Origin of the sequence: Arthrobacter burdickii (assembly GCF_030433645.1) — a bacterium.
Lineage (GTDB): Bacteria > Actinomycetota > Actinomycetes > Actinomycetales > Micrococcaceae > Arthrobacter_D > Arthrobacter_D burdickii.
On record NZ_JAROCG010000001.1, the window covers coordinates 2,152,544 to 2,178,584 of the forward strand.

Annotated in this window: 23 protein-coding genes and 1 tRNA gene; 15 read left to right on the forward strand and 9 right to left on the reverse strand. The window is 70.8% G+C overall.

Annotated features, from left to right (window positions below; all coding sequences use genetic code 11):
- The first annotated feature begins 18 nt into the window (after positions 1 to 18).
- Positions 19 to 171 carry a hypothetical protein gene (locus P5G52_RS10000; RefSeq protein WP_301226989.1) on the forward strand — a complete coding sequence of 51 codons (153 nt, stop codon included), beginning with the start codon at positions 19 to 21 and terminating at the stop codon, positions 169 to 171.
- A 4-nt stretch (positions 172 to 175) separates the two neighbouring features.
- On the opposite strand, the gene P5G52_RS10005 is transcribed toward P5G52_RS10000, so the two are convergent.
- Positions 176 to 1,096 carry an oxidoreductase gene (locus P5G52_RS10005; protein WP_301226991.1) on the reverse strand — a complete coding sequence of 307 codons (921 nt, stop codon included), beginning with the start codon at positions 1,094 to 1,096 and terminating at the stop codon, positions 176 to 178.
- A gap of 122 nt (positions 1,097 to 1,218) precedes the next feature.
- Between P5G52_RS10005 and P5G52_RS10010 the strand changes: the two genes are divergently transcribed.
- Positions 1,219 to 2,022 carry a transglutaminase-like domain-containing protein gene (locus P5G52_RS10010; protein WP_301226993.1) on the forward strand — a complete coding sequence of 268 codons (804 nt, stop codon included), beginning with the start codon at positions 1,219 to 1,221 and terminating at the stop codon, positions 2,020 to 2,022.
- Positions 2,023 to 2,100: 78 nt separating this feature from the next.
- Here the strand turns inward: P5G52_RS10010 and P5G52_RS10015 are convergent, their stop codons facing one another.
- From P5G52_RS10015 to bcp, 6 genes are all read right to left on the reverse strand, one after another.
- Complete coding sequence (locus tag P5G52_RS10015) at positions 2,101 to 2,610, reverse strand: MarR family winged helix-turn-helix transcriptional regulator (RefSeq protein ID WP_363321881.1); 510 nt, start codon at positions 2,608 to 2,610, stop codon at positions 2,101 to 2,103.
- 103 nt (positions 2,611 to 2,713) lie between these two features.
- Positions 2,714 to 5,995, reverse strand: coding sequence for an efflux RND transporter permease subunit (locus P5G52_RS10020; protein WP_301226994.1), 3,282 nt, complete (start codon positions 5,993 to 5,995; stop codon positions 2,714 to 2,716).
- A gap of 51 nt (positions 5,996 to 6,046) precedes the next feature.
- On the reverse strand, positions 6,047 to 7,540 hold the full coding sequence (locus tag P5G52_RS10025; RefSeq protein ID WP_301226995.1) for a malate:quinone oxidoreductase: 1,494 nt from the start codon (positions 7,538 to 7,540) through the stop codon (positions 6,047 to 6,049).
- A gap of 143 nt (positions 7,541 to 7,683) precedes the next feature.
- The gene (locus tag P5G52_RS10030) at positions 7,684 to 9,396 is read right to left on the reverse strand and encodes an ABC transporter substrate-binding protein (RefSeq protein ID WP_363321882.1); all 1,713 of its coding nucleotides are present in this window, start codon (positions 9,394 to 9,396) and stop codon (positions 7,684 to 7,686) included.
- Between the two features lie 370 nt (positions 9,397 to 9,766).
- Positions 9,767 to 9,851, reverse strand: a tRNA-Leu gene (locus tag P5G52_RS10035).
- Positions 9,852 to 9,976: 125 nt separating this feature from the next.
- Positions 9,977 to 10,450, reverse strand: coding sequence for a thioredoxin-dependent thiol peroxidase (gene bcp, locus P5G52_RS10040; RefSeq protein WP_301226996.1), 474 nt, complete (start codon positions 10,448 to 10,450; stop codon positions 9,977 to 9,979).
- Between the two features lie 163 nt (positions 10,451 to 10,613).
- Between bcp and P5G52_RS10045 the strand changes: the two genes are divergently transcribed.
- A complete protein-coding gene (locus P5G52_RS10045) occupies positions 10,614 to 11,123 on the forward strand; it encodes a MarR family winged helix-turn-helix transcriptional regulator (RefSeq protein ID WP_301226998.1) in 510 nt (169 codons plus the stop codon).
- A gap of 226 nt (positions 11,124 to 11,349) precedes the next feature.
- Complete coding sequence (locus tag P5G52_RS10050) at positions 11,350 to 12,294, forward strand: sigma-70 family RNA polymerase sigma factor (RefSeq protein ID WP_301226999.1); 945 nt, start codon at positions 11,350 to 11,352, stop codon at positions 12,292 to 12,294.
- 176 nt (positions 12,295 to 12,470) lie between these two features.
- Here P5G52_RS10050 and P5G52_RS10055 read toward each other — a convergent pair whose 3' ends face one another.
- Positions 12,471 to 13,511 (reverse strand): glycosyltransferase family 9 protein, encoded by a 1,041-nt coding sequence (locus P5G52_RS10055; RefSeq protein WP_301227001.1) that lies wholly within the window; start codon positions 13,509 to 13,511, stop codon positions 12,471 to 12,473.
- Between the two features lie 232 nt (positions 13,512 to 13,743).
- On the opposite strand from P5G52_RS10055, the gene P5G52_RS10060 reads away from it, so the two are divergent.
- The 7 genes from P5G52_RS10060 (at position 13,744) to P5G52_RS10090 (ending at position 20,561) form a co-directional block, all read left to right on the forward strand.
- The gene (locus tag P5G52_RS10060; RefSeq protein WP_301227003.1) at positions 13,744 to 14,289 is read left to right on the forward strand and encodes a D-glycero-alpha-D-manno-heptose-1,7-bisphosphate 7-phosphatase; all 546 of its coding nucleotides are present in this window, start codon (positions 13,744 to 13,746) and stop codon (positions 14,287 to 14,289) included.
- Positions 14,286 to 15,389, forward strand: a complete 1,104-nt coding sequence (locus tag P5G52_RS10065) for a glycosyltransferase family 9 protein (protein WP_301227005.1) — start codon at positions 14,286 to 14,288, stop codon at positions 15,387 to 15,389. Before P5G52_RS10060 ends, P5G52_RS10065 begins: the two co-directional genes overlap by 4 nt.
- Complete coding sequence (locus P5G52_RS10070; RefSeq protein WP_301227007.1) at positions 15,386 to 16,387, forward strand: glycosyltransferase; 1,002 nt, start codon at positions 15,386 to 15,388, stop codon at positions 16,385 to 16,387. The genes P5G52_RS10065 and P5G52_RS10070 overlap by 4 nt, the downstream gene beginning before the upstream one ends.
- Positions 16,384 to 17,676: a glycosyltransferase gene (locus tag P5G52_RS10075; protein ID WP_301227009.1), complete on the forward strand. Its 1,293-nt coding sequence runs from the start codon at positions 16,384 to 16,386 to the stop codon at positions 17,674 to 17,676. Before P5G52_RS10070 ends, P5G52_RS10075 begins: the two co-directional genes overlap by 4 nt.
- Positions 17,673 to 18,386, forward strand: coding sequence for a D-sedoheptulose-7-phosphate isomerase (locus tag P5G52_RS10080; protein WP_435868665.1), 714 nt, complete (start codon positions 17,673 to 17,675; stop codon positions 18,384 to 18,386). Before P5G52_RS10075 ends, P5G52_RS10080 begins: the two co-directional genes overlap by 4 nt.
- On the forward strand, positions 18,383 to 19,750 hold the full coding sequence (gene rfaE2 / locus P5G52_RS10085) for a D-glycero-beta-D-manno-heptose 1-phosphate adenylyltransferase (RefSeq protein WP_301227011.1): 1,368 nt from the start codon (positions 18,383 to 18,385) through the stop codon (positions 19,748 to 19,750). Before P5G52_RS10080 ends, rfaE2 begins: the two co-directional genes overlap by 4 nt.
- A gap of 61 nt (positions 19,751 to 19,811) precedes the next feature.
- Complete coding sequence (locus P5G52_RS10090) at positions 19,812 to 20,561, forward strand: SDR family oxidoreductase (protein WP_301227013.1); 750 nt, start codon at positions 19,812 to 19,814, stop codon at positions 20,559 to 20,561.
- Here the strand turns inward: P5G52_RS10090 and P5G52_RS10095 are convergent.
- Positions 20,527 to 21,681, reverse strand: a complete 1,155-nt coding sequence (locus P5G52_RS10095) for a glycosyltransferase family 9 protein (protein ID WP_301227015.1) — start codon at positions 21,679 to 21,681, stop codon at positions 20,527 to 20,529. The two genes, P5G52_RS10090 and P5G52_RS10095, sit on opposite strands and share 35 nt — an antisense overlap.
- A gap of 262 nt (positions 21,682 to 21,943) precedes the next feature.
- Here P5G52_RS10095 and P5G52_RS10100 point away from each other — a divergent pair, with 262 nt between their 5' ends.
- Genes P5G52_RS10100 through P5G52_RS10115 form a run of 4 tightly spaced genes read left to right on the forward strand, consistent with a single transcriptional unit; the run spans position 21,944 to position 26,005 of the window.
- Positions 21,944 to 23,353: an aldehyde dehydrogenase family protein gene (locus tag P5G52_RS10100; protein ID WP_301227017.1), complete on the forward strand. Its 1,410-nt coding sequence runs from the start codon at positions 21,944 to 21,946 to the stop codon at positions 23,351 to 23,353.
- Complete coding sequence (locus P5G52_RS10105) at positions 23,353 to 24,903, forward strand: PfkB family carbohydrate kinase (RefSeq protein WP_301227019.1); 1,551 nt, start codon at positions 23,353 to 23,355, stop codon at positions 24,901 to 24,903. Before P5G52_RS10100 ends, P5G52_RS10105 begins: the two co-directional genes overlap by 1 nt.
- The gene (locus tag P5G52_RS10110) at positions 24,900 to 25,763 is read left to right on the forward strand and encodes a glycosyltransferase family A protein (protein WP_301227021.1); all 864 of its coding nucleotides are present in this window, start codon (positions 24,900 to 24,902) and stop codon (positions 25,761 to 25,763) included. Before P5G52_RS10105 ends, P5G52_RS10110 begins: the two co-directional genes overlap by 4 nt.
- Before the next feature lie 53 nt (positions 25,764 to 25,816).
- Positions 25,817 to 26,005 carry a DUF2795 domain-containing protein gene (locus P5G52_RS10115; RefSeq protein ID WP_087076149.1) on the forward strand — a complete coding sequence of 63 codons (189 nt, stop codon included), beginning with the start codon at positions 25,817 to 25,819 and terminating at the stop codon, positions 26,003 to 26,005.
- Positions 26,006 to 26,041 lie beyond the last annotated feature (36 nt).

The window sequence follows — 26,041 nt, forward strand, 5'->3', positions numbered from 1 at the left end:
CGTCATCGGCTCCAGGCGTTGCGCCGGAGCGAGCCCCTCGAGGTCGGCCTACCGCTGGCCGCTGTCCTGCGGCACCCTGGGGAAGCCCAGGCCTCCTTCGACACCCCGGAGTTCGCCACGATCAGCGAGATGATCCGGTCCGTCCGGGTCGGTGCCGCCGCTGCCGGGTAGGAGGTCAGCCCACGGGGTGCAGGGCTCCGTAGTCGACGCCCGTGAGCTCGACGCTGCGGTTCCAGAGCCGCACCGCGATGTCTCGATCGAGGACACGCGGAACGGGAGCGACGAGCCGCGGAGCGCCGCGGGTCTCCCCGGGGCCCGACGGACCGTAGTAGTCCCCGCCCCGAACCTCCGGCGAGGTTGCCGCATACAGGGTGGGGAGTGCCCCAGCGGCGTCGGACTGGCTCATCAGCTTCACGAACCCGCCGAGGACGTCGAGCATCGCCGGCACCTGCATGCTCGCGGTCAGGTTCGTGTTCGCCAGGCCCGGGTGGGCTGCCACCGACGTCAGGTCCCAGCCCGCGGCACGTGCACGCCGGTCGAGCTCCACCATGAAGTACAGGTTTGCGATCTTGCTCTGCCCGTACGCGCCCCACCGGCGGTAGCCGCGCTCCGACTGGAGATCGTCGAAATCGATGCGGCCTCGCTTGTGCGCGAGGCTGGAGAGCGTGACCACGCGGGCGGACCCGGCGTCGTGCAGGTTCTCCAGCAGCAGGCCGGTCAGCGCGAAATGTCCCAGGTGGTTGGTGCCGAACTGCAGTTCGAAGCCATCGGCCGTCGTCGACCTGGGCGTCGCCATGACCCCTGCATTGTTCACGAGGATGTGCACCGGATCGGTGATGCCGGCCGCGAACGTCCGGACCGACTCGAGGCTCGCCAGGTCGAGGATTCGCATGACGACCCGGCCGCTGCCTGTCAGGGAACGTACCTTCTGCTCGGCATCGCGGCCGCGCTGCTCGTTGCGGCAGGCGAGCACCACCTCGGCGCCCTTCCTGGCCAGTCCCACGGCCGTCTGCAGTCCGATGCCGCTGTTCGCGCCGGTGATGACCACGCGTTTGCCTGTCAGATCGCCGATGGCGTCCGCTGAAAAATCGCTCATGGTATTCCTTCCCTGGCAGCGTGTCCTGCCCGGTCGGGGAGTACCCGACCGGCGTCGATAATCGCCGCCTCCAACAGCTTAGAGTTGTAGGCGATCCCACCGCCTACCGGAAGCAACGAACCATGCAACGCACCGTCTCCGCCGATCTCAGTGCTACGACGATCGCGGGTACCCAGGTGGTCCTGTCGATCGCCGTCGCAAGCCCTGAGGCGTACCAGGCGGTCGACGAGCACCTGACCGTGCTGGTCGACGGTGAACCCGCGCAGATCCGTGAACGGCAGGACAGGGACGGGAGCCGGCTGCACCTGCTCAGCACGCCGCGGGCGTCGGCGCTGGAGGTGCGCTATCGGGCGACGGTGACCGGAAGCGTCACACCGGCACCAGGGGACGACGTCGACCTGGTGCGGTACGTGCGGCCCAGCCGCTACTGCGAATCGGACAGGATCCTGCCGACGGCGTATACGGTGCTGCCCAGCCTGCAGGGTGCTGGGCTCGTCCAGGGCGTCCGGGACTGGGTGGCGGACGAGCTGTCCTACGTCTCGGGTTCGTCCCGCTTCACCGACGGCGCCGTGGACACCCTCCTGGCCCGCAGGGGAGTCTGCCGCGACTACGCACACCTCGTGATTGCCCTGCTGAGGGCCCGGGATGTCCCCGCACGGCTCGCGTCCGTCTATGCGCCGGGGCTGAGCCCCATGGACTTCCACGCCGTGGTCGAGGCCTGGGTCGATGGGTCGTGGCACCTGGTGGATGCCACGGGCCTCGCGCCGCGCGCCTCGATGCTGCGCATCGCGACGGGCCGCGACGCAGCCGACACGGCCTTCCTCTCGACGGTCGGCGGGTCGCTGCAGCTGTCCGGGCTGTCCGTCACCGCGACGGTCGACGAGCTCCCGCTGGAGCAGACGGGCGCGCTCCTCTCCCTGCGCTGACGTCGTCCGGCCAGGCTTGGTCGACGCCGGCGGGTCGACGCCGGGCGGGTCGACGCCGGGCGGGTCAGGGCGGGCAGGTTACGGCAGGCCGGCGTTGAGCTTGTCCGTCAGTGCCTTCAGCTGCTCCAGCTCCGCCGGATCCAGTGCGGGTGCGAGGACCTCGTGGATGCGGTGCACGTGGGCGGAACCGATGCGCCGCTGGAGCGCCCTGCCCTCGTCCGTCAGCGCCAGTTCGACACCCCGCTGATCGGACTCGGCGGGGCGCTTCCGGATGAGGTTCTTCGCCTCGAGCCTGTCGACCATGCGGCTCAGGCTGGGCTGGCTGATGAGCAGGGAGTTGTTGAGCTCGTTGAGGCGGGTCCAGCCCGTGGGGCAGCGGCTCAGGTTGAAGAGGACGTCGTATTCTCCGATGGGCAGTTCACGGAACACGGGATCCTGCCGGATGCGCCGCATCACCCCCACCTGCGCCCGGAAGAGGGACTCCCATGCCTCCGACACCTCGCGGACGGAGGGAACCGCCGCAGCGTCGCCCTCACCCGATGACGATTGTCCTGTCCGCCCGACGGCGGTCTTCCCGTGGTCAGCCATGGCTGTTTCCCGGCCTCCTGCCGGCGCAGCCGGCAACTTCGATGCTTTTGCATGTATTATACGCCTGGTCCTGGTCGGTCGATCCCGATCGATCCCGGTCGCGTCAGGACGGGAAGTCAGCCGCCGCCGCCCTGCGCAGGGCGCGCTCTTCGCGACGGCCCTCGATCAGCCGGTACAGGACCGGGACGAGGACGAGCGTGAGCGCTGTGGACGAGACAAGTCCGCCGATCACCACGACGGCCAGCGGCTGCGAGATGAAACCGCCTTCGCCGGTCAGGCCGAGGGCCATCGGGGTCAGCGCGAAGATGGTCGCCAGCGCGGTCATGAGGATCGGGCGGAGCCGCTGGCGTGCACCCTCGCGGATGGCGTCCGCGACGCGCAGGCCCGGGGAGCCGTTGCGCGGCTGCCGGTACTGGTTGATCAGGTCGATCAGCACGATCGCGTTGGTGACGACGATGCCCACGAGCATCAGCATCCCGATGAGGGAGGGCAGCCCGAGCGGGATCCGCGTGATCAGCAGCAGCGCGATCGCGCCCGTGGCGGCGAAGGGGATCGACACGAGCAGGATCAGGGGCTGCACGAGGCTCTTGAACGTCGCGACCATGATGACGTACACGATCGCGACGGCGGCCCAGAGCGCCAGGAACAGCTGGTCGAAGGACTCGGCCTGCTGGCTGGAGGCGCCACCGACCGTCGTGGTCGCCCCGGCGGGCAGGTCGATGCCGGCGAGGCGCTCGTTGACCGCTCCGGTGAGGGTGCCGAGGTCGTCCCCCGACGGCGTGATGGACACCCTGGCCGTCCGCTCTCCGTTGGAGCTCGTCACCGAGAGCGGCACCTGGACCTCCTCGACCGACGCGACGTCCGTCAGCGGAATGGGCCCCCGCGCTGTCGGGATCTGCAGGTCGCGGAGCTGGCCGAGGCTCGTGATCGGGGTGCCTTCGCCGATCAGCACCGGGAGGTCCTCCGCCTCGAAGCGCACCGTCCCTCCTGGCACGGGGCTGATGCTGCCGCCGAGGAGTCCCGCGATCTGGCCCTCGCTCAGCCCCGCAGCTACCGCGGCGGCGCGGTCGACGTCGATCTGGACCTGCGGCTGCGCCGCCGACAGGTTGCTCGTCACCTCACCGGCGCCCTCGAGCCCCTGCATCCCGTCGAGCACGGCGCTGTTGGCCGTGTCGAGGTCGGCACTGGCGGGAGCCGTGATGTCGATGTCGATGGTGCTCGAGGTCCCGAAGCCGCCCTGCTGGCTCGACAGGGAGAAGGTGCCGGCGTCGTCGAGTCCGTCGAGGTCCTGGCGGACCGACTCCTGCAGTGCTTCCTGGTCGGCGTCCTCGCGCGTGATGACGGTGAAGGTCGCGACGGAGGCGCCCCCGGAGAAGCGTGCAGCGAAGGCATTCGCCGGGTTGCCGACCGTCAGCTGGACGTCCCGCACGTCGGGATTGTCCGCCAGGATCTCCTCCGTGCGGGCGGCGGCCTCCGCGGTCGTCCCGAGGCTCGAGCCCTGCGGCAGGGTCTGGGTGATGGAGAAACTGTTCTGCCCGGACCCGCCGAGCAGGTTCGTGGGAAGGAACGGGATCATCGCCGCCGTGCCGCCGAGGACGAGCAGGGCGCTGAGGAGCGTGATGACGGGGTGCCGCTGCGTCCCGGCGAGGATCGGGAGGTAGCCACGCTGGAGGAGCGATGGGCGCTCGGGCGAGGGGGCTGCCGGGGAACTCCCGCCGGTTGCGTCGGGTGTCGCGGCGGCCGCATGGCGCGCCTCGTGCCGTCGCGACGACGCCCGCGGCAGGAACCAGTAGGCGAGCACCGGGATGATGGTCAGGGACACGGCGAGCGATGCCAGCAGTGCGATGCCCGTCGTGACGGCGAAGGGCCGGAAGAGCTCCCCGGCAAGCCCGCCGACGAACGCGATCGGCGCGAAGACGGCCACCGTGGTGAGGGTCGAGGCGGTGACGGCACCGGCCACCTCACGGACCGCCGTCAGGATCGCCTCGCGCTTCTCCTCCCCGTACCCGAGGTGCCGCTTGATGTTCTCGATGACGACGATCGAGTCGTCCACCACGCGTCCGATGGCGATGGTCAGCGCGCCGAGCGTCAGCAGGTTGAGGGAGTAGCCGGCCACGTAGAGCCCGATGAAGGTGACGAGCAGCGACAGGGGGATCGAGATCGCGGTGACCAGCGTCGAACGGACGGACAGCAGGAAGACGAGGATGATGAGCACGGCGAAGCCGAGTCCGAGGAGGCCCTCGGTGGTGAGGTCGTCGATACTGCGCTCGATGAACGGCGCCTGGTCGAACACCACCGTGATGTCGGCCGCGTTGCCGAGTTCGGCCTCGAGGTCGGGGACGAGGTCCACGATCTGCTGGGAGATCTCCACGGTGTCGCCGTCGGGCACCTTGGTCACCGCCAGCGCGAGCGTCTCGATCCCGTTGGTCCGTGCGATCGACGTGGCCTCGTCATCGGCGAGGCTGACGTCGGCGACCTGGCCGATGGTGACGACGGTGCGGGGGGCAGGGGTCGCCGGGGTGCCGGGAGACGGTGCGTCGGGGCTCGCCGGGATGGCTGGGGCCGCAGGTGTACCAGGGGCCGCCGGGGCGCCAGGGCCCGCGGGGGCGTCGGGGGCCGCTGTGTCGGGAGCCGCGTCCTCCGAGGAGGGGAGGACGGGGAGTGCCTCGATGTCCTCCAGCGAGCTGATCTGGCTGCCCGCCTGGATGGTCAGGGACCGGGGGTCCTCCTCGAGGCTTCCGACGGGGAACAGGGCGCCGTTGTCCTCGAGTGTCCCGGCAAGGTCGCCGACCGTCAGGCCCGCATCCTCCAGGGCGCCGTCCCGGGGCAGGATCGCGACATGCTGGGCCGTTCCGCCGGAGACGTCCGCGGTCCTCACCCCGTCGATCTTCTGCAGGCGTGGAACGGTCAGCCGGGCGAGGTCGCCGTTCAGTTCACTGAGGGACTGGTCCGAGGACACCGCCATGAAGACGATGGGCAGGTCGCTGATGCTGCCGGCGAGGGCCTGGGGTTCGACGTCGTCCGGGAGGCCGGGGCGCACGGTCGAGATCGCCCGGTCCACCTGCGCGCGTGCCCGATCCAGGTTCGTGCCGTACACGAAGACCAGGCTGACGGTCGAGACCCCGGTCCGCGAGGTGGACGACGACGACTCGAGGCCCTCGACGCCGCTCAGCGCAGCCTCCAGCGGCTCGCTCACCTGCTGGTCGAGGTACTCCGGAGAGGCTCCCGGCACCGTGGACAGCACCGTGATCTGCGGGAACTCGAGCGACGGGATGAGTTCCTGCTTCAGGGATCCGAGCGTGATGACCCCGAAGACCGAAGCGAAGATCGTGATGAGCGCGATGAGCGCCCTGTTGCCCAGGGAGAGCTGCGCCAGACGGAACAAGGAACCTGCCTTCGGTGCTGGCGGTCGCCCGGTTGGCCGGCTCCGCCGTCGTTACTTGAGTTTGAGGACCCGATCGGTCAGGGACAGCACCTCGGCGGCCAGGGACGGGTTCTCGTTGAGCCGAACGCCGTATCCCGGGAGCATCTCCTTCAGCTTCGGCTCCCAGTCGGACATCTTGGCGGGGAAGCACCTCTTCAGGAGCTCCACCATGATCGGGGCCGCGGTGGATGCGCCGGGAGAGGCGCCGAGCAGCGCACCGACCGAGCCGTCCGACGACGTGATGACCTCGGTGCCGAACTGCAGCACGCCACCCTTCTTCGGAGCCTTCTTGATGACCTGTACACGCTGCCCGGCCGAGATCAGTTCCCACTTGCCGCCGTCTGCCGACGGGAGGAACTCGTTGAGCGACTCGTTCTTGGCGTCGCGGTTCTTCAGGACCTCGGTGATGAGGTACTTGGTCAGCGGCATGTTGTCCTTGGCCACGGCGAGCATCGGCACGAGGTTCGACGGCCGGATGGAACCGGGGAGGTCCAGGTAGGAGCCGCGCTTCAGGAACTTGGTGGAGAATCCCGCATAGGGACCGAAGAGGAGCGAACGCTCACCCTTGACGAAGCGCGTGTCCAGGTGGGGTACGGACATCGGGGGAGCGCCCACCGACGCCTGGCCGTACACCTTCGCGTTGTGCTGGCTGACCAGCTCGGCGTCGGTGCAGCGCAGGAACTGGCCCGACACGGGGAACCCCGCGAAGCCGCGGCCCTCGGGGATACCGCTGCGCTGCAGGAGGTGCAGGGCCCCGCCGCCGGCGCCGATGAAGATGAACTTCGTGGTCACGGTGGTGGTCTGGCCCGTCGCCCTGTTCCTGACCTTGACGTCCCAGCGGCCGTCGGAGGCGCGCGCGACGTCGAGCACGTCGAAGCCGTAGTGGAGGTCGACGCCGGTTCCCTCGAGGTAGCCGGTGAGCTGGCGCGTCAGGGCGCCGAAATCGACGTCCGTCCCGCCCTCGACACGCGACGCGGCGACGGGCTGGGAGGGGTTGCGGCCCTTCATCACCAGCGGTGCCCAGCCGGCGATGGTGCCGTGGTCCTCGCTGTGCTCCATCGTATTGAACAGCGGCTGCGGGCTGAGCGCCTCGTAGCGCTTCCGCAGGTAGTCGGCGTTGGCCTGGCCCCAGACGAAGCTCATGTGCGGCACGGGATTGATGAAGGTGCGCGGATCGCCGATGTGCCCCTCGGACACCATGTGCGACCAGAACTGGCGCGAGACCTGGAACTGCTCGTTGATGGCGACGGCCTTGGCCGGGTCGACGGAACCGTCCTTGCCGGCGGGAGCGTAGTTCAGCTCGCACAGCGCCGCGTGGCCCGTTCCAGCATTGTTCCAGGGGTCGGAACTCTCGAGACCGGCGACGTCGAGCCGTTCGAAGAGTGAGATGTCCCACTCGGGCTGGAGCTGCCGGAGGAAGGCGCCGAGCGTGGCGCTCATGATCCCGCCGCCGATCAGGACGACGTCGGTGGACGTGGCGGGTGTGCCCTGGCTGTTTGTGGTCAACGTGGTCTCCAGTCGCGAGGTTCTAGCAGGGAAAGCCTAGCGTCTGGTAGTGACCTTACTTAAATCAGCGCGGCGTCCCTGGACCTGTCCCTGCCGCGCCACCGGGGTTGCTCCGGGCCCACCACCGGGCGTACCACCGGGAGTCACTCCGACGGGGTGGGCCGGGGCTCCACATCCGCGAGGTCGATCCGGTTGAAGACCTCGTTCATGACGGGGCTGACGGGGTAGGCGGTCACGCGGGCGCTCATCGCGAGTGCGGAGATCGGGAAGGCGAGCGGTACGGCCGGGATCCGGTCGGAGATCTGCGCACTGATGTCGCCATAGGCCGCTGTGCGGTCCTCCCCGTTCGGCAGGCCGCGTGCCCGGTTGATCTTGCTGAACAGTTGGGGGTCCTCGTAGGCGAACTCGTCGTTGTGGCTGCCGAAGAGGGCACCGACGAAGTTGTCGGGGTCCTGGTATCCGCCACTCCAGCCGAGGAGGTGGAAGGCCCTCGCGCCTGGCTCCTGGACCGTCGCCACATAGCCGTCGCTCCACTCCATCGGCACGGGCTTGATGTTGAAGCCTGCCGCCGTCAACTGGCGGCTCAGCTCGGCGTAGGCCTTCTCCGGCGACGGCAGGTACGCGCGGGACACGTTGCGCGGGTAGTAGAAGGGGAGTTCCCGCCCGTCGTAGCCGGATTCCGCCAGCAGTTCCTGCGCGAGGTCGAGGTCGTAGCCGTAGTCCTCGACGGTGTCGTTGCTGACCCCGAGCTTCTCCGGGACGAACTGGCGCGCCGGCTTGGTCCCGTTCAGGAAGCGGCCGTCGATGAGCGCGTCCTTGTCGATGGCGTGCGCGACGGCCTGGCGGAAGAGGATGTCGTCCACGCCGGGGAAGTCCTGGTTCATCCCCAGGTACAGCACCGAGTACGGGTCGCGCTGGAGGAACTGGAGTCCGTTGCGGGCGAGGTCGACGGCGCTGTCGACGGAGACGAAGTCGTAGCCGTCGATCCGTCCGGACGTGAGCGCCCGCGCCCTGGAATCGGGGTTGGAGATGGTCGTGAACACCACCTTGTCGACCTCGCCCCGCTCACCCCAGTACCCCTCGACGAATTCGAGTTCGACGTTGCCGTGGGCCCAGGAGACGAGCCGGAACGGGCCCGTGCCCACGGGTGCCTGCCCGTAGCGGGAGACAGCCGCCCCGCCGCGGGACTCACTGAGGTCGTCCGCCGCCCCCGCCTCGAGTGCCGCGGGGGATGAGATGGCGAAGGCCGGAGCGGCCAGCGCCGGGATGAGGCCGGTGATCCGCCCGTTCAGCCGGAGGAGGACGGTGTACTCCGCCGTCGCCGTGCACCCCTTGTACAGGCTGACGTCGGGCTGGTCGGAGAACGCCTTGAACACGCTCTCGAAGGGAAGGCGGGAGGTGCCGGAGCGGGCGCTCTCGGGCAGCGAGTACCAGCGATCGAAGTTGGCGCACACGGCCTCTGCGTCGAACGGTTTGCCGTCGGAGAAGGCGACGTCGTCCCTCAGCGTGAACTCGTAGGCCCGGCCACTGTCCTGTTCCTCCCAGGACTCGGCCAGCAGCGCTGTCGGTTCCGACGTCAGCGGGTCGACGCCGACGAGGCCCTGCAGGATCTGCTGGGTCACCCGGTAGGACTCGGTGTCGTTGGCGAGCGCTGGGTCCAGCGTGCGGGGCTCGGCGGCAGTCCCGAAGGTGAAGGTCGAGGCGCCCGGCACGGTCGTGGCGGTCGCCGACGGCGGCGGCGGCGTGATCTCGGCCGGTGTGCAGGAGACGAGCGGCACGAGGGTCGCCAGCACCGCTGCCAGCATCACGCGGGAGCTGGCCCGTCCGCGGGTGCGGCGCGCGGCAGGGGTCTTCACAGGCTTCGATCTCCGAAAGGCAGGGGAATTCCCGGTCCTTCGGGAGCCGGGTGTCTGGAAAGCCCAAGTCTAGGCGATGGTCCTGTCCGCGCCACCCAGGAAGGCGGTGTATGAGCACGAGGGAACGGACCCCCTCGCCCGAGGGCGGGAGGGTCCGTCGGTGACCCCCGGCCCGGGTTAGAGGAACGGACCAGGGACATCGGTGGCTCCCCATCGTGTCGATGTCGGAGGTACTTCGGACACTGTGGAGCGTTGGATGGGTCGCGCCGGAAAGAGCCCTGCCGCGCATGGAAAAGCCCTGCCGGGCGCGCTGCCCGGCAGGGCTGGAGGACCGGTCCCGGGGATTGCGGCCCGGGTACTCCTGGTTTCGTGGTGCGCAAGAGGGGACTTGAACCCCTACGTCCGAAGACACTGGAACCTAAATCCAGCGCGTCTGCCAATTCCGCCACTCGCGCTCGGATGCCGCTCGACAGGAGGGCATCCTTCGGGTTTCACTCTAGCGCCAAAGTGGCACAGCCTCCGATGTTCGGGTCGGTGCCGACTGGTCGGTCCCTCCTGGTCGATCCCTCCTGGTCGGTCCCTACTGGTCGATCCCGAGGTCGCGACGCAGCTTCGCCACGTGCCCGGTGGCCCGCACGTTGTACTGCGCGAGGGCGACCTTCCCTTCCCCGTCCACGACGACCGTGGAGCGGATGAGCCCCTCGTAGGTCTTGCCGTAGTTCTGTTTCTCGCCCCAGGCTCCATAGGTTTCCGCGACCGTGTGGTCCTCGTCGGACAGGAGCGGGAAGTTCAGCGACTCGTTGCCGGCGAAGGCTGCCAGCTTGTCCACCGGGTCGGGTGAGATCCCGAGGACGCGGTAGCCCGCGGCGCCGAGCGAGGCCAGGTTGTCCCTGAAGTCGCAGGCCTGTGTGGTGCATCCGGGCGTTGCCGCCGCAGGGTAGAAGTACACGACGACCTTGCTGCCCCGGAAGGAGGACAGCGTCACCTCGTTGCCCTGGGCGTCGTTAAGCGTAAAGTCGGGGGCACTGTCACCCGTGGCTAGTCGTTGCGACATGCATACTCCTGAGGATTAGGACGGGCGGGAGGAGCCCGCCTTCCGGCAGGGTCCTTCTCGCGCTGACTGGAGGGACTGACGAGCCAGCCTAGATATCATAGGTGGAAGATCCGACGCCGACGGCGGCCGCCGGTCTCGCAAGCGAGAGGAAGTGCACTGTTCTATGCCCAATCTGGAGCAATGGCCCACCGGCCGACTGCTGACGACGGCCGCGCGCCTGGTGGAGCACGCCTGGAACGAGCGGCTGGTCGACATCGGTGTGACCCATGCGGGAGTGATCGCGCTGGGAGTCCTCGCCGACCAGGGTGCCATGACGCAGGCAGGCCTTGCCCAGATCGTGCGCGTCCAGGCGCAGACGATGGGCAAGACCCTCGCGCGCCTCGAGTCCCGGGGGCATGTGACACGGGTGCGCAACGACCTCGACCGACGCTCGCACCTGGTGTCCATCTCGCCGGCCGGGCGGGAGGTCCTCGATTCCGCGGACGACATCGAACGCACCCTGGTGGCGGGCGGCGGACTCGTCTCCGAGGAACTGCGGAGCCATCTCCAGACGGTCATCCGCGAACTCGGGGCTCCACGCTGGAACCTGGCGCCGACGACCGGCACGGCCGACGCTGACCTGGCCCTCGGAGAGCCGGGAGCGGCAGGACCCGCTGCGACCGTCGTCGGCTAGTTTCCCGGTGCGCTGCTGGTGAGCGTCCGGTCGAAGCCCCTTGCCTCCGGCAAGGGGCTTTTGCATGTCCTGACCTCCCTCGACCGAGGGGCCGCTGTGTACAGGAGCGGCAGGCAAAGGGGAAGGCCCCGATGCAAAATGATCCGGAGCGAGAAAGGGGTTGCGTACTAAGCAGGCTGATGTTTTGTTGGGAGACGTGAGTGCCCGACGCTTGATGGAGAACAGCATGCAGAGTACGGCCGCCCCCGTGGTGCCCGGCGGATCCCTTCCGGGGCACGCCGCCTACCAGAACGACGTCGAACCGAACGACGCCGGACAGGACCACCGGAACGACCGCGACGACGTCGGGCAGGACGACAGGGACGACGTCGAACCGAACGACCGCGACGACGCCGATGACGCCGATGACACCGGCGACGAGGGAGTCGGCTGCACGTACCCCGAGCGTCCCCTCAAGGCGGCGCTGCAGGACGACATCGCCCTGCGGCACATGGATATCGCCGAATCGGTGGCACGGTCCTTCGCGGCGTCGGGGCCGGAGGCTTCCGATATCCGACAGGTCGCGTACCTCGGACTCATCAAGGCCGTGCAGCGTTTCAATCCGGCACGGGGCGTTCCCTTCGCCTCCTTCGCCGTGCCGACGATCAACGGCGAGATCAAGCGGTACCTGCGGGATTCGTGCTGGGTCGTCCGGCCGCCGCGGGATGTCCAGGACCTGCGCACGGAGATCGCCCGGGCCGCACCCGCCATGGCCCAGAGGCTCGGCCGTGAGGCGACGGCCCGCGAACTCGGGCTGGAGCTCGGCTGGCCGGAGGAGAAGATCCTCGAGGCGCAGGCGTCCCATTCGAGCCTGCGGCCCGACTCCCTCGATGCGCCCTTCGAGGGACGCAGCTGGGCGGACACGCTGGCCACCGACTACAACGGCATGGAGCGCAGCGACGACCTGATCTCCCTGCGCAGTGCCGTCAACGAACTCGACAGCAGCGAGAAGGAACTCCTCTACCGCCGCTACTTCATGGAGCAGACCCAGCAGTGTATCGGCGATGAGCTCGGCATGTCCCAGATGCAGGTCTCGAGGACCCTCGCACGGATCCTCGTGAAGCTGCAGAAGAGGCTCCTCGGCGCTCCAGCCTCCCAGGACCAGAAGGCTGCCGGACGCAGTATCGCCTGAACAGGCCCGAACAGGCCTGAGCAGGCTGGAACAGGCCTGATTCGCAGCGGACGGGCCTGAGCAGGCTGGAACAGGCCTGATTCGCAGCGGACGGGCCCGACCGACAGCGGGCGGCGGACCGGCCTCCCCGGAGGACTGGACCTGCACCCGTCGGCTAGGCACGGGCGCTCCCGGGCCTAGGAGATGCCGTGGTCCGCTGCGGCGGCCAGCACCTGCTCGACCGTCACGGCCAGCAGGGCGGGGTCCGGCGTGGGGGAGAAGGTCTCGCCGAGGCGGAGGGACTCATCGGTCAGGACCGTGTGGGGTCCGGGCGGCGGCCCCCATGACGACACCGGTGCCGGCCCGAACAGGATGACCGACGGCCGCGCGTAGGCCGATGCGAGGTGAGCGGCGCCCGTGTCCGCGGAGATCACGAGGGATGCCCCCGCGATCAGTCGGGCGAAGCGGTCCAGCGGGAGCGTGCCCGCGGCGACCGTGTCCTCGGGCAGGCCGGCTGCGTCCGCGACGGCGAGGGCGCGCGGCCGTTCCTTCTCGCTTCCCGTGAAGACCACCTGATGACCTGAGGCGGCCAGGGTGCGGGCCACGTCGGCGAACCGCTCGACCGGCCAGAGGCGGCTGCCGTACGCCGCCCCGACATGCACGACGACGGCGTCGGGGGCAGGGCTCTCGCCGTCGGGCACCCGGAGGCGGCAGTCCAGTGGATCTGCGGGAACGCCGTGCCAGCCGACGAGCGAGGCCCAGCGTTTCCGCTCGAGCGCGTCGTTGTCCCACTCGGGTCCGTCCCAGCCCGGGGCGCTGTGTCCCATGAGGCGTTTCGCGCCGATCTCCTCGAGGCGCCCCCTGCTCTCCGGTCCGTTGCCGTGCAGGTTGACGGCCAGGTCGATCCGCCCGTGCTCGATGGGCAGGGGGTCGTCGAGCCCGTGGGTGGGCAGCAGGTCGTCGACGGCGTCCGTGAGGGCGACGATGGGCCGGAGCCATTGCTGCGCTGCGTAGAAGATCCGGTGGTCGGGGAACGCCCGGCGCAGCCCCCGGAGGGCCGGCACGGCGACGAGGAGGTCACCGAGCTTCAGGGCGCGGAGGGCCAGGATCTCGGGACGCCCGTCGGGTGGGGGAGTCGTGCTGGGGATGGCGCGGGGAGCCGGACCGGCGGAGAGGTGCCGGTGCGGTTCCTGGGATGCCTGCTGGTCGCTCGCGGCGCTGGTGCCCTCGGAAGTCATGCGAATTATCCTGCCAGAGGATCGGCGGCCGTCCGTCGTCATGTGCCGGCGCCGGCCCGTCGCGGGGTCGTCGCGGGGTCGCCGCGGGGTCGCCGCGGGGCAGGCACGGGGCCAGGAGGGGGTCGGAATCGCGGTCCGGAAGGAGCCGCGGGAGGAGAAGCAGAAGAAGGAGCAGGAGAAGAAGTTCGTCGGAAAGTGTTTAGTACTGCTTCTTCCCGGGAACTAAGCCTGTATGAACACTTCGGCCGGACGATCCCAGACAGCCCCTCGGGCGGTCCTGTTCGACCGCGACGGGACCATCGTCGTCGACGTCCCGTACAACGGGGATCCGGAGCTCGTACGGCCCATGCCGGGTGCGCGCGCGGTCCTCGACGGCCTGCGGTCGCGTGGCATCCCCGTGGGGGTCGTCACCAACCAGTCGGGCATCGCGCGGGGCTTCGTCACGCGGGAGCAGGTGGATGCCGTCAACGCCCGGGTGGAGGAACTGCTGGGCCCCTTCGACGTCTGGGAGGTCTGCCCGCACGGGGTGGCTGACGGGTGCGCGTGCCGCAAGCCCGGTCCCGGCATGGTCCTCTCCGCCAGTGCGCGCCTCGGCGTCGACCCGTCCGACGTCGCCGTCGTGGGGGACATCGGAGCGGACATGGGTGCCGCCGCGGCGGCCGGGGCCCGCGGAGTGCTGGTCCCGACCGACATCACGCTCGAGGAGGAGATCCTCTCGGCTCCCGTCGTCGCCCGCGACCTCGCCCATGCCGTCGAGTCCCTGTGGGGGACGCAATGAGGCGGCGCGTGCTCGTGGCCCGGCTCGACAGCGCCGGCGACGTTCTCCTCGCGGGGCCGGCCGTCCGTGCGATCGCCGCAGGGGACCACGGGGACTCCCCGAACGACGTCGTCATGCTGTGCGGGCCGCAGGGGGCCGCCGCCGCGCGGCTCCTGCCCGGCGTCGTCGACGTTCTCACCTGGTCCGCGCCCTGGATCGTCGATCCCCCGCCCGAGCCCACAGCGGACCTCATGGGCGAACTGCACGACGCGGTGCTGGCGCTGGACGTGGACGAGGCCGTGATCCTCACGTCGTTCCACCAGTCACCCCTGCCGCTCGCGCTGCTGCTCCGGCTGGCCGGCGTCCGGCGGATCGCCGGCGCATCCGTCGACTACCCGGGGTCGCTCCTCGACGTGCGGCTCAAGCCCGGTGAGGATTTCCCGGAGGACCAGCCGGAGGCCGAGCGCGCGCTGGGCATCGCGGAAGCCGCGGGTTACGCCCTGCCGCCCGGCGACGACGGCCGGCTCCAGGTCACCAACCTCACCGACGTGTCGGGCCTCGTGGGACGGGGGCCCTACGTCGTCGTGCATCCCGGGGCGTCCGTGCCCGCACGCGCCTGGCCGCCGCTGCACCACGCGGCCGCCGTCGAGCTCCTGACCGCGGCCGGGTTCCGCGTCGTCGTCACCGGCGGACCGAACGAGACCGATCTGACCTCCACCGTCGCCGGGCCCGAGGCCCTGGACCTCGGCGGACGGACCGACCTCGCCGCGCTGGGCTCCGTCCTCGCCGGAGCGACCGTCGTCGTCACCGGGAACACCGGTCCCGCCCATCTGGCGGCCGCCGTCGGCACACCCGTCGTCTGCCTCTTCTCGCCCGTCGTGCCGGCGATCCGCTGGGCACCCTACCGCGTGCCCGTCGAGCTACTGGGGGACCAGCAGGCCGCGTGTGCGCTCAGCCGGGCCCGCATCTGCCCCGTCCAGGGCCACCCGTGCCTGTCCAACGTCTCCCCGGAGGACGTCGTCGACGCCGTCCTCCGACTCAGCTCCGGAATATCGTCACTCGGCTCACGCCGCAGTATCGGCCGCACAGAAGGCCGCAGAACAACGAGGGGAAACCGATGAGGATCCTGTTATGGCACGTCCACGGAGGGTGGACCGACGCCTTCGTGAGGGGTGCACACACCTATGTGCTGCCGACCACCCCCGACGGCGGCGCGTGGGGCCTCGGCCGTGCCGGCCGCGACTGGCCGGCGTCCGTCGTCGAGGTGGCGCCCTCCGACCTCCGGGATGCCGACATCGACGTCGTCGTCCTGCAGCGGGTCGAGGAGATCGCCGAGTGCGAGCGGCTCCTCGGGCGCACGCCGGGGCGGGACCTCCCGGCCGTCTTCCTCGAGCACAACACCCCGCGTCGCGACATCGTCGGCACCGTGCACCCGCTCGCCGGGCAGACCGACATCCCCGTCATCCACGTCACCCACTTCAACGGGCTCTTCTGGGACAACGGCTCCGCGAGGACCCGGGTCATCGAGCACGGCATCGTCGACCCGGGGTACCTCTACACCGGTGAGCTCGAGCAGCTCGCCGTCGTCATCAACGAGCCCGTACGGCGCGGACGCATCACCGGGACGGACCTCCTTCCGCGCTTCGCGGGCGTCGCCCCGCTGGAGGTCTTCGGCATGGGCACGGACAAGCTCGCCGACACCCTCGACCTCGGCCCCGGGGAGCTGCGCATCGGCGGGGACCTCTCCATGGCCGCACTGCACGCCCGGCTCGGACGCTCGCGGGCCTATGTCCACCCACTGCGCTGGACCTCCCTCGGACTCTCCCTCCTGGAAGCCATGCACGTCGGGCTTCCCGTGCTGGCGCTCGCGACGACGGAGGCGGCACGCGCGGTGCCCCCCGAGGCCGGAGCCGTCTCGACCAGCATCGACGACCTCGTGCGGATGGCAGCACGCCTGATCGACGACCCGGACGAAGCCCGGACACGGGGACTGGCTGCCCGGGAGGCGGCACTCGCACGGTACGGGCTCGCCCGGTTCCTCGCCGACTGGGACGACGTCCTGGCGCAGGAGCCGACGCGGCACCCGGTCCTGGCGGTAACAGAAAGGAAAGCGCAGTGAGGATATCGATGGTGTCTGAGCATGCAAGTCCACTTGCGGCGTTGGGGGGCGTGGACGCCGGCGGGCAGAACGTCCATGTGGCCGAACTGTCCCTCGCACTGGCCCGCCGGGGACACGAGGTCACGGTGTACACGCGCCGGGACGACCCCGCCCTCCCTGACCGCGTCCGGACCGACCCGAGGCTGGAGGTCGTGCACATCACCGCGGGACCCGTGCGCAGCGTCCCAAAGGACATGCTGCTGCCCTACATGGGCGAGCTCGCCGCCGGCATCGTGGAGGACTGGGGCACCGAGCCGCCGGACATCGTGCACGGGCACTTCTGGATGTCGGGACTCGCAGCGCTCGATGCCGCCGGACAGTCACGGGCCGCCGGGCGGCCGGTGCAGGTCATCCAGACCTTCCACGCTCTCGGAACGGTCAAGCGCCGTCACCAGGGCGGCGAGGACACCAGCCCGTCCGAGCGCCTCATGCTCGAGACCATGGTGGGCCGGAGTGCCGACCGCATCGTCGCGACCTGCTCGGACGAGGTCTTCGAACTCAAGGCCATGGGCGTCCCGGGCAGCCGGGTGTCGATCGCCCCCTGCGGCGTGGACCTCGAACTGTTCACCCCGCGCGGCCCGGTGGAGGAGCGCGGACGCGCCCACCGGATCGTGACCGTGGGCCGCCTCGTGCCCCGCAAGGGCATGGACCTCGCCATCCGTGCCCTGCGCGAGCTCGCCGACAGAGGGTGCGACGACGTCGAACTCGTCATCGTGGGCGGCGCGGGCAACTCCACCGGGCTGGAGGACGATCCCGAGGCGCAACGGCTCCGCGCACTGGCGGTCGACCTCGGCGTCGGTGACAGGGTCATCCTCCGCGGCCAGGTGTCGCGTGCCGAGATGCCGGCGGTCCTTCGGAGCGCCGACGCCGTCGTGTGCGCACCCTGGTACGAGCCGTTCGGCATCGTCCCCCTCGAGGCGATGGCCTGCGGGGTCCCCGTGATCGCCGCGGCCGTCGGCGGGCTCGTGGACACGGTGGTGGACGGCAAGACCGGACTCCACGTCCCCCCACAGGACCCGGCGGCCATCGCGGCGGCCATCGCCGATATCGTCGCCGATCCCGAGTGGGGGCGCGAACTCGGCGACAACGGCTACCGCCGCGTCAAGGCCCGCTACTCCTGGAGCCGCATCGCGGCCGACACCGAGAAGGCCTACCAGACGGCACTGGGCGCGGTAGCGCCCGCACAACCGGCAACAGCGCGGCGCAGTGCCGCGCGTCGACTCGAAAGCACGGGAGGCAGGGCACTGTGACCACGCATTTCTCCGACGTATTCCCGGATACGCGCACCGCGGCACCGACCGCCCCGACAATCGCACCGACAGCTACGGCCCTCGATCCGGGCAGCCCGGACGTCAGGGCCGACCAGGTGCGGGCCGACTCGCACCGGATCGTCCTGGAACACCTGCACGCTGTCGCACCGGCGGTGGAGTCCCTCCTCGGCAGCACCGCCACCCTGGCGGCCTGGGGCGTGGAGATGGCGGACCGCCTCCTGGCCGGCCAGCGCCTCCTCGCAGCGGGCAACGGTGGCTCGGCCGCCGAGGCGCAGCACCTGACCGCCGAGCTCGTGGGCAGGTTCGACGGAGAACGCGAGCCGTTCTCCGCGATCTCGCTCCACGCGGAGAGCTCCGCGGTGACGGCGATCGCCAACGACTACGGCTTCGACCGGATGTTCGCCCGCCAGGTGAGCGCCCACGGCCGTCCGGGGGACATCCTGATGCTCCTGAGCACGAGCGGCAAGAGCCCCAACCTGCTCCATGCGGTGGAGGCCGCGCGTGCGGCCGGTATCACCACCTGGGCGCTCACCGGTGTGGGCCCCAATCCGCTGACCGAGTGCGTGGACGACTACGTGGCGGTCGACGCGACGTCCGCCAATGCCCAGGAGGGCCATCTGATAGCCCTCCATGCCATCTGCCGTGCCTTCGACGCAGAGGTGCGCCGCCGGCGGGAGGAGCAGCGATGAGGATCGTGGTGGTCGGAGACGTACTGCTCGACACGGACCTGTCCGGTGATGCCGGGCGGCTCTCGCCCGACGCCCCCGTGCCCGTGGTCGACGTCGATGCGATCCAGCGGCGGGCGGGGGGAGCAGGCCTCGTGGCCCGCATGCTGCAGGCCGACGGGCACGACGCCGTCCTGGTCACCGTCCTCGGTGAGGACGACGCCGCCGGGCTGCTGCGCACCGAACTCGACGGGATCACCGTCGTCGCCGGCCCCTCGGGAGCACCCACGCCCGTGAAGACCCGCGTGCGCGCCTCGGGGCAGCCCGTGGTGCGCTTCGACGAGGGGTGCGCGACGCCGCCCGTCCCGGGCTGCACCGGGACCATGCTCGCGGCCCTCGAGGGAGCCGACGCGATCATCGCGGCCGACTACGGCCGTGGTCTGCTTGCGAATGACGACCTGCGCGCCCGCCTCGAGGCGCTCTCCGCCTCGATCCCTGTGGTCTGGGACCCCCATCCCGCCGGAGCGCAGCCCGTCCCGGGTGTCGCTGCCGTGACCCCGAACATCGGCGAGGCCCTCCGTTTCGCCGACGTCCAGGGGTCGGGGACGCAGGCGGCCGCCGCGGCTGCGGAGGTGCTGATCGCCGCCTGGCGGAGCAAGGCCGTCCTCGTCACGATGGGGGAGCACGGAGCGCTCGTCGCCGCAGCCGGCCTCCTGCCCCAGGTGGTGCCGGCGCCCCGCGTGAGCGCCTCGGACCCCTGCGGGGCCGGTGACCGCTTCGCCTCCGCGCTCGCCGTCGGGCTGGCGCAGGGAGCCCCGATCGACGCCGCCGCGCAGCAGGCGACGGAAGCCGCCGCGCACTTCCTGGCGTCCGGAGGCGTGGGCGCCATGGGCAGAAGCCGCGAGGAGACGCCCGAGCAGTTGCCCGTCGACGGCCTCGACGCCCTCAACGTCGTCCGCCGGACACGGGAATCAGGCGGGACGGTGGTGGCGACCGGCGGGTGCTTCGACCTCCTGCACGCGGGCCACGCCCGCACGCTCGCTGCCGCCCGGCGCCTCGGCGACTGCCTCATCGTGTGCCTCAACTCCGACGAGTCGGTGCGCGGGCTGAAGGGCGAGGACCGCCCGATCATCCGGCAGGAGGACCGCGCCGAGCTGCTGTCCGCCCTCGAATGCGTCGACGCGGTGCTCATCTTCAGCGAGTCCACCCCCGAGAACGCCATCTCGCGCCTGCAGCCCGACATCTGGGTCAAGGGCGGCGACTACGCCGCCGAGGACCTCCCCGAGGCCGCCCTCGTCAGCAGCTGGGGCGGCAGGACGGTCACCGTCCCCTACATTCCGGCCCGCTCCACCACGAAACTTGCAGCCGCGCTCGCCCGCGTCGGCTGACGGGCTGCAGACCCGCGCCCGGTCCATGTCGTCGGCCGGCGCACGCAACGAAAGGAACAGCATGACTGAGAATGCATCAACCACCGCAGGAACTGCCGCCGGAACTCCCTCGACAGGCACGGGCTTCAACCCCGGACGCGTCCTGGTGACCGGCGGAGGCTCGGGCCTCGGCGCGGCCATCGTGCAGGGCGTCATCGCCGCGGGAGGCACCCCCGTGGTGCTCGACCGCGACATCAGCCGCGTGACGGGCGTCAAGGCCTTCGAGGTCGACGTCGCGGACCGCGAGGCCGTCGAGGCGGCCGTCCGGGAGGCCGCGGAGATGATGGACGGCCTGGACGCCGTCGTCACCGCGGCCGGCATCGACCGGTGCGGCGCCCTGGACACGGTGCCCGCCGACCAGTGGGAGAAGGTGATCGGAGTGAACCTGCTGGGTACCGCCTCGACCGCCCGCGCAGCCCTGCCGTACCTCAAGAAGACCCACGGCCGCGTGGTCACGATCGCCTCGACGCTGGGCATCAAGGCCGTCGGCGACGCGACGGCCTACTGCGCCTCCAAGTTCGGCGTCATGGGGTTCTCCCAGGCACTGGCCGCGGAGACCGCCGGCCAGATCGGCGTCACGACGATCATCCCCGGCGGCATGAAGACCCGCTTCTTCGACGACCGCGACGAGCAGTACAAGCCGCAGGACGATTCACGGCTGAACGACCCGGAGCGCGTCGCCGAGGCGATCCTGTTCGCGCTCTCGCAGCCCAAGAGCTGCGAGATCCGTGAGATGGTCATCGCCCACGCAGAAGAAGGCTCGTGGCCCTGAGTTCCGCCACGTCCGCGTAGACGGCGTCGGGCTGGACGGTCGCAACGAACGAGTCATCGTGCTCGCAGCGTTCGGCCGTCCAGCCCACCTGCGTGACGTCCACCCCGCACACGGGGCACGAGGACACCCAGGAGAAATGCACGCGGTGGAGCGATCGTCCCATCGCCCCCGCGTTGATCACATTGCCGATCCAGTAGACGCCCACGGTCGGCGTGCCGACCGCCTGGGCCAGGTGCCGCGGCCCGCTGTCATTGCCGACCATGACCGCGCTGCGGTCGAGCACCCCGGCCAGCTCGCCCAGCGTCAGCCGTCCGGCGAGCGAGCGGACGTTCGCCGTCGGGTCGCGGTCGAGCGCCAGGCGCACGATCTCCTCCGCCGTCGGGACATCCGTGGCATCCCCGACCACCAGCACCTCGCAGCCATCGGCCGCCGCCCTCACGGCGACGTCCGCGAAGGACGACGACGGCCACCTCCGGCGCGGGTCCGTGGCTCCGGGATGCAGCGCTATCACCGCACCGCCGCCCGTCAGCCCGGCCGCGCTCTCGGACTCCTCCGGCAGGACCTGGACCCGCGGCTCCAGGTCGACGGGTGTCGCGCCGGCCAGGCCCACCACCTCGAGGGCGCGGAACACCTCGTGCTGGTAGTACACGTAGGGAATGGTCCGTTCGAGTCCGGCGGCGTCGGGCGTGCGTGTCCCGATCGTGTGCCGGGCTTCCAGGCGCAGCAGGAAGGGATTCGAATTGCGCCCGCCGCCGTGGAGCTGGACGGCGAGATCGAAGGACCCGCGGATCCCGTCGAAGAACCGGTCGACGGCACCGGGGTCCTCGTCTCCCGGCCGCACGCCGGGAGAGAACGGGAGCTCCAGGACGGCGGACACGGGCCCCGGCCTGCCCTCGAGCAGGGCGGCGTGGCCGGGCATGCCGAGGAGCGTGATCTCGGCGTCCGGGTACCGGTCCTTGAGGGCCGCGATGGCCGGCATCGCGAACATGAGGTCGCCGAGTCCGCCTCCACGCAGGACGGCGATCCGCCGGATGTCCGCGAACGGGGCGAGCACGGGCCCGACGGATCGCGCCGTGTCCTGCCGCCCGCCGAAGTCCGCCGTCGTGTCCTGCTGTGTCACGTGTATCCCCGTTCCTGTGCCTGCTCGCCTGATGTGCCTGGTGTGCTCCTCCACCTCTACACAGGGCTGCTGCTGCTGTCCATGCCTTGTCCGGGAGCGGTGAAGCAGCCGCCCCTCCTCCTGCCACATTATGCTAAGCGTGCTGATGGATGCGGGTGCAGAAATCGGCCGGTGGCGTGTGTGAACGCACGGTAGGTGGGTACGGGACCACTAGCCGTGCGGTGGAACCATGCCGCGGCGGTACACGACATCAAGGAGAGCAATGTCCATCAACTCCCAGGCACACTCCCCGCTTGATGTGCAGGAGGACGAGTCGATCACCATCTCCGATCCCCGGGACGGCAGCGAGGTCGGGACCCTTCCCAGCGCTGCCCGCGAACAGGTGGCACTGGCGGTCTCACTGGCACGGACGGTGCAGCCCGAGTGGGCGGCCACGAGCCCCGCAGACCGGGGCGCCGCGCTCCGGCGGGCCGCAGGTGCGCTCCGCGCCGGCGCCCGTGAACTCGCCGAACTCAACACGCGGGAGACCGGCAAGCCCCTCGAGGATGCGCTCGGCGGCATCGAAGCCGGGATCTCCACGCTGGAGCAGTACGCGGAACTCGGCCCCGTCCACCGTGGGCTCAGCCTGCGGGGAGCCGTCACCGCCACCGACTACACCGTGGCCGAGCCGCGGGGAGTCGCCGTGCTCCTGACCCCCTGGAACGACCCGGTGGCCGTCGCCGCCGGACTCATCGGTGCAGCCCTCGTCACGGGCAACACCGTCATCCACAAGCCGAGCGAACGGTGCCCGCACGTGGGCGAACTGCTCGGACGACTGCTGCAGCCGGCCTTCCCGGACGGTGTCCTCACCACACTCACCGGTGGCGCCGGGGTGGGCCAGATGCTCACGATGCAGACCGGCGTCGATGTCTTCGCCCACGTCGGTTCGAGCGCCACCGGGGCCCGGATCGCACGCGCGGCGTCCCTCACCGGCGCGCACGTAATCCGCGAGAACGGCGGGAACGACCCCCTGATCATCGACGCCGACGTCGACCCCGTGTGGGCAGCGGGCCAGGCGGCCCTCGGTGCCTTCGCCAACGCGGGCCAGATCTGCACGTCGGTGGAGCGTATCTACGTCCACCGGGCCATCGCCGAACCGTTCCTGGCCGCTCTCACCGAGGAGGCACGCAGCCGGAACGCGAGCGGGACGTTCCCCCCGCTGGTGGATCGCCGCATGCGGGACGCCGTCGATGCCCAGGTCCGCGAAGCCGTCCAGCTCGGCGCCGACCCTCTCGAGGGCGGCAGCGTGCCCGAGGGCCCCGGCGCCCGTTACCCGGCCACGGTCCTGGCGGGCTGCACGGAGGCCATGACGGTCATGACGGAGGAGACCTTCGGGCCCATCGCGCCCGTGACCGTGGTCGACAGCTTCGACGACGGCCTCCGCCTCGCTGCCGCCGGCCCCTACGGCCTGGCCGCGTCCGTACTCACCGGCAGCATCGCGCACGCCCAGCGTGCCATCGCCGGATTGGCCGTCGGCACCGTCAAGGTGAACGCGGTCTTCGGCGGCGCGCCGGGCGGTTCTGCCCAGCCCCGCGGCATCAGCGGGGCCGGCTTCGGCTACGGACCCGAACTGCTCGACGAGTTCGCCCTGGTGAAGGTCGTCCACATCAGCGCACCGCCGGAGGGTGCCTGATGGACGACGCACTGCAGGACTGCGCCGGGAACACGACGCCGGACGACGCGGGGGACCTCTCCGAGGTCCGCGGGCTCGCGGCCTGGGTCCCGGCGGCCATCGCCGACCGCGCACCCCGCATCACGGTGGTGGGCGATGCCATGCTCGACGGATGGTGGAGCGGGACGATCGAGCGCTTCTGCCGTGAGGCTCCGGCGCCCGTCGTCGACATCACCCGGCGCGACTACGCCGCCGGCGGTGCGGCGAACACGGCCATGAACCTCGCCGCCCTCGGCGCGCGGGTGCGGATGTGCGGACTCATCGGGACGGACGACGCCGGTCGCCGCCTGCACGCGATCCTCGAGGACGCGGGGGTGGACACGACGGACCTCGTGCAGGACGACCGCGTGGGCACCACCACGAAGTACCGGATCCTCGGCGGGGACCAGGTCATGCTCCGGCTCGACGACACGCACGACCAGCTACCCCCGGAGGCCGTCACCGCGCTCGCCGCCCGGATCCCGCGTGCCGTCGCGGGCGCCGACGCCGTCGTCGTCTGCGACTACGGCTCGGGTGCCCTCGGGGACGAGGTCCGGTCCGCCCTCGGGCGCGCCTCGGCGATCGGCCCGGAGACGCTCGTCGTCGTCGACGCCCACGACACCGCGGCCTGGTCCGTGCTGGGACCCGACATCGTCACCCCCAACGCGCAGGAGGCCGCCCAGGTCCTCGCGATGCGGCTCGACCCGCGGTCGGACCGCGCCGCGACGGTGACCGAACGGCGGAGCGAGCTCCTCGCAGCCACGAACGCCGCCGCCGTCGTCGTGACCCTCGACCGCGACGGCACCGTGCTGCTCGGCCAGGACGGCGAGGAACACCGCACGTGGGCCAAGCCCGCCACCGAGAAGCAGGCGTCCGGCGCGGGCGACACCTTCGTCGCCAGCCTCACCGCCGCGCGCGCAGCGGGCCTGCCGCTCACGACGAGCCTCGACCTCGCCCAGGCGGCCGCCGACGTCGTCGTCCATCGGCCCGGCACCTCCGTCTGCACGACGGCGGACCTGACGGGCCACCTGCAGCAGTTCGCGGACACCGCGCTGTCGACGGCGGACCTGCTCCGGAAGGTGGAGGCCGACCGCGCGGCGGGACGCCGCATCGTCCTGACCAACGGCTGCTTCGACGTGCTGCACCGCGGCCACACCCGCTACCTCAACCAGGCGAAGCAGCTCGGCGACGTCCTCGTGGTGGCCCTGAACGACGACGACGGCGTGCGCAGGCTGAAGGGCCCCGACCGTCCCATCAATCCGATCGCGGACCGCGCGGGCGTCATCGCCTCGCTCAGTTGCGTCGACTACGTCACCGTCTTCGGCTCCGACACGCTCGTCCCGCTGATCGAACTGCTGAAGCCCGACGTGTATGCCAAGGGCGGTGACTACACGGCGCAGATGCTCGAGGAGGCTCCCGCCGTCGAGGCCTGCGGCGGCCGGGTCAGCATCCTCGACTACGTCCCGGAACACTCGACCGCGGCGGTGGTGCGCCGGATCCGCTCGAGCCCGCTGGCAGGAGACCTGCCGTGACCCGCCGCTGGTCGGGGGAGTGGGCCCTGGACACGCCGGCGGACGAGCCCGCCGTCGATGTGCTGATCCCGTCCTTCGGCCGCCCCGCCGAACTCGCCGTGACGCTCTCCGGGCTCGCGGCCCAGGACGGCGTGCCGTTCCGGGTGATCGTGAGCGACCAGACCGAGGGGGAGGACGCGTCCTTCGAGCAGCCCGCCGTCCGCGCGATGGTGCGGGTCCTCGAAGCCCAGGGCCGCCCGGTGCGGCTCGAACGCCACCTGCCGCGCCGGGGGCTGGCGGAACACCGCAGTTACCTGCTGGACCTGGCGAGCGCCCCGCTCGTCCTGTTCCTCGACAACGACGTCTGGCTGGAACCCGGTTCGCTGGACCGCATGACGAGGGCGATCCGGGCGGCCCGGTGCGGATTCATCGGATCCGCCGTCCAGGGCCTGTCCTACCTCGAGGACCGCAGGCCGCACGAGCGGGCGGAGCTCGCGCTGTGGCCGGACGACGAGGTGACGCCGGAGCGGATCCGCCCCGGGTCGGAGGGCTTCGCCCGCTGGCCGCTCCACAACGCGGCGAACCTCGCCCATGCCGCCGCCGAACTGGCGATCCCGCCCGGGGGCTGGCGGCTGTACCGCGTGGCGTGGGTGGGCGGGTGCGTGCTGTTCGACCGCGAGGCCCTCGTGGAGTGCGGCGGGTTCGACTTCTGGGACAAGCTCCCGCCCGAGCACGCCGGCGAGGACGTCGCCGCCCAGTGGCGCGTCATGGAACGCCACGGCGGGGCGGGCATCATCCCCTCCGGAGCCGTACACCTCGAGGCGCCCACCACGGTGGTCGACCGCGCGATAGACGCTGCCCACGTGATCCTGGGCCAGTGACGGTGCCCGTATCCGGAGCACCGTGGAAGAGAACCGACACGAAGGAGCACCTCATGGCAGATCCGAGTCCGATCGACATCCAGAAAGCACTGGGCGGCATGAACTACCCGGCCTCCAAGGAGGACCTCGTCAAGCACGCCCAGGACAAGGGCGCTGACGACACCGTCCTCGAGACGCTCAACAACCTTCCCGACCGCGAGTTCGACTCGCCGACGGATGTGAACAAGGAAGCGTCGAAGTAGCAGGGTGCGGGCGGCGGCGGGCGGTGGCACCCGCCG

What these genes read in the sequence shown, in the direction of transcription:
- P5G52_RS10070 (WP_301227007.1), top strand. Translation starts at nt 15,386, where the DNA reads ATGAGGATCCTGTTATGGCACGTCCACGGAGGGTGGACCGACGCCTTC.
- P5G52_RS10115 (WP_087076149.1), top strand. Translation starts at nt 25,817, where the DNA reads ATGGCAGATCCGAGTCCGATCGACATCCAGAAAGCACTGGGCGGCATG.
- P5G52_RS10105 (WP_301227019.1), top strand. Translation starts at nt 23,353, where the DNA reads ATGGACGACGCACTGCAGGACTGCGCCGGGAACACGACGCCGGACGAC.
- P5G52_RS10090 (WP_301227013.1), top strand. Translation starts at nt 19,812, where the DNA reads ATGACTGAGAATGCATCAACCACCGCAGGAACTGCCGCCGGAACTCCC.
- P5G52_RS10055 (WP_301227001.1), bottom strand. Translation starts at nt 13,511, where the DNA reads ATGACTTCCGAGGGCACCAGCGCCGCGAGCGACCAGCAGGCATCCCAG.
- bcp (WP_301226996.1), bottom strand. Translation starts at nt 10,450, where the DNA reads ATGTCGCAACGACTAGCCACGGGTGACAGTGCCCCCGACTTTACGCTT.
- P5G52_RS10010 (WP_301226993.1), top strand. Translation starts at nt 1,219, where the DNA reads ATGCAACGCACCGTCTCCGCCGATCTCAGTGCTACGACGATCGCGGGT.
- rfaE2 (WP_301227011.1), top strand. Translation starts at nt 18,383, where the DNA reads ATGAGGATCGTGGTGGTCGGAGACGTACTGCTCGACACGGACCTGTCC.
- P5G52_RS10045 (WP_301226998.1), top strand. Translation starts at nt 10,614, where the DNA reads ATGCCCAATCTGGAGCAATGGCCCACCGGCCGACTGCTGACGACGGCC.
- P5G52_RS10015 (WP_363321881.1), bottom strand. Translation starts at nt 2,610, where the DNA reads ATGGCTGACCACGGGAAGACCGCCGTCGGGCGGACAGGACAATCGTCA.
- P5G52_RS10100 (WP_301227017.1), top strand. Translation starts at nt 21,944, where the DNA reads ATGTCCATCAACTCCCAGGCACACTCCCCGCTTGATGTGCAGGAGGAC.
- P5G52_RS10060 (WP_301227003.1), top strand. Translation starts at nt 13,744, where the DNA reads ATGAACACTTCGGCCGGACGATCCCAGACAGCCCCTCGGGCGGTCCTG.
- P5G52_RS10050 (WP_301226999.1), top strand. Translation starts at nt 11,350, where the DNA reads ATGCAGAGTACGGCCGCCCCCGTGGTGCCCGGCGGATCCCTTCCGGGG.
- P5G52_RS10065 (WP_301227005.1), top strand. Translation starts at nt 14,286, where the DNA reads ATGAGGCGGCGCGTGCTCGTGGCCCGGCTCGACAGCGCCGGCGACGTT.
- P5G52_RS10005 (WP_301226991.1), bottom strand. Translation starts at nt 1,096, where the DNA reads ATGAGCGATTTTTCAGCGGACGCCATCGGCGATCTGACAGGCAAACGC.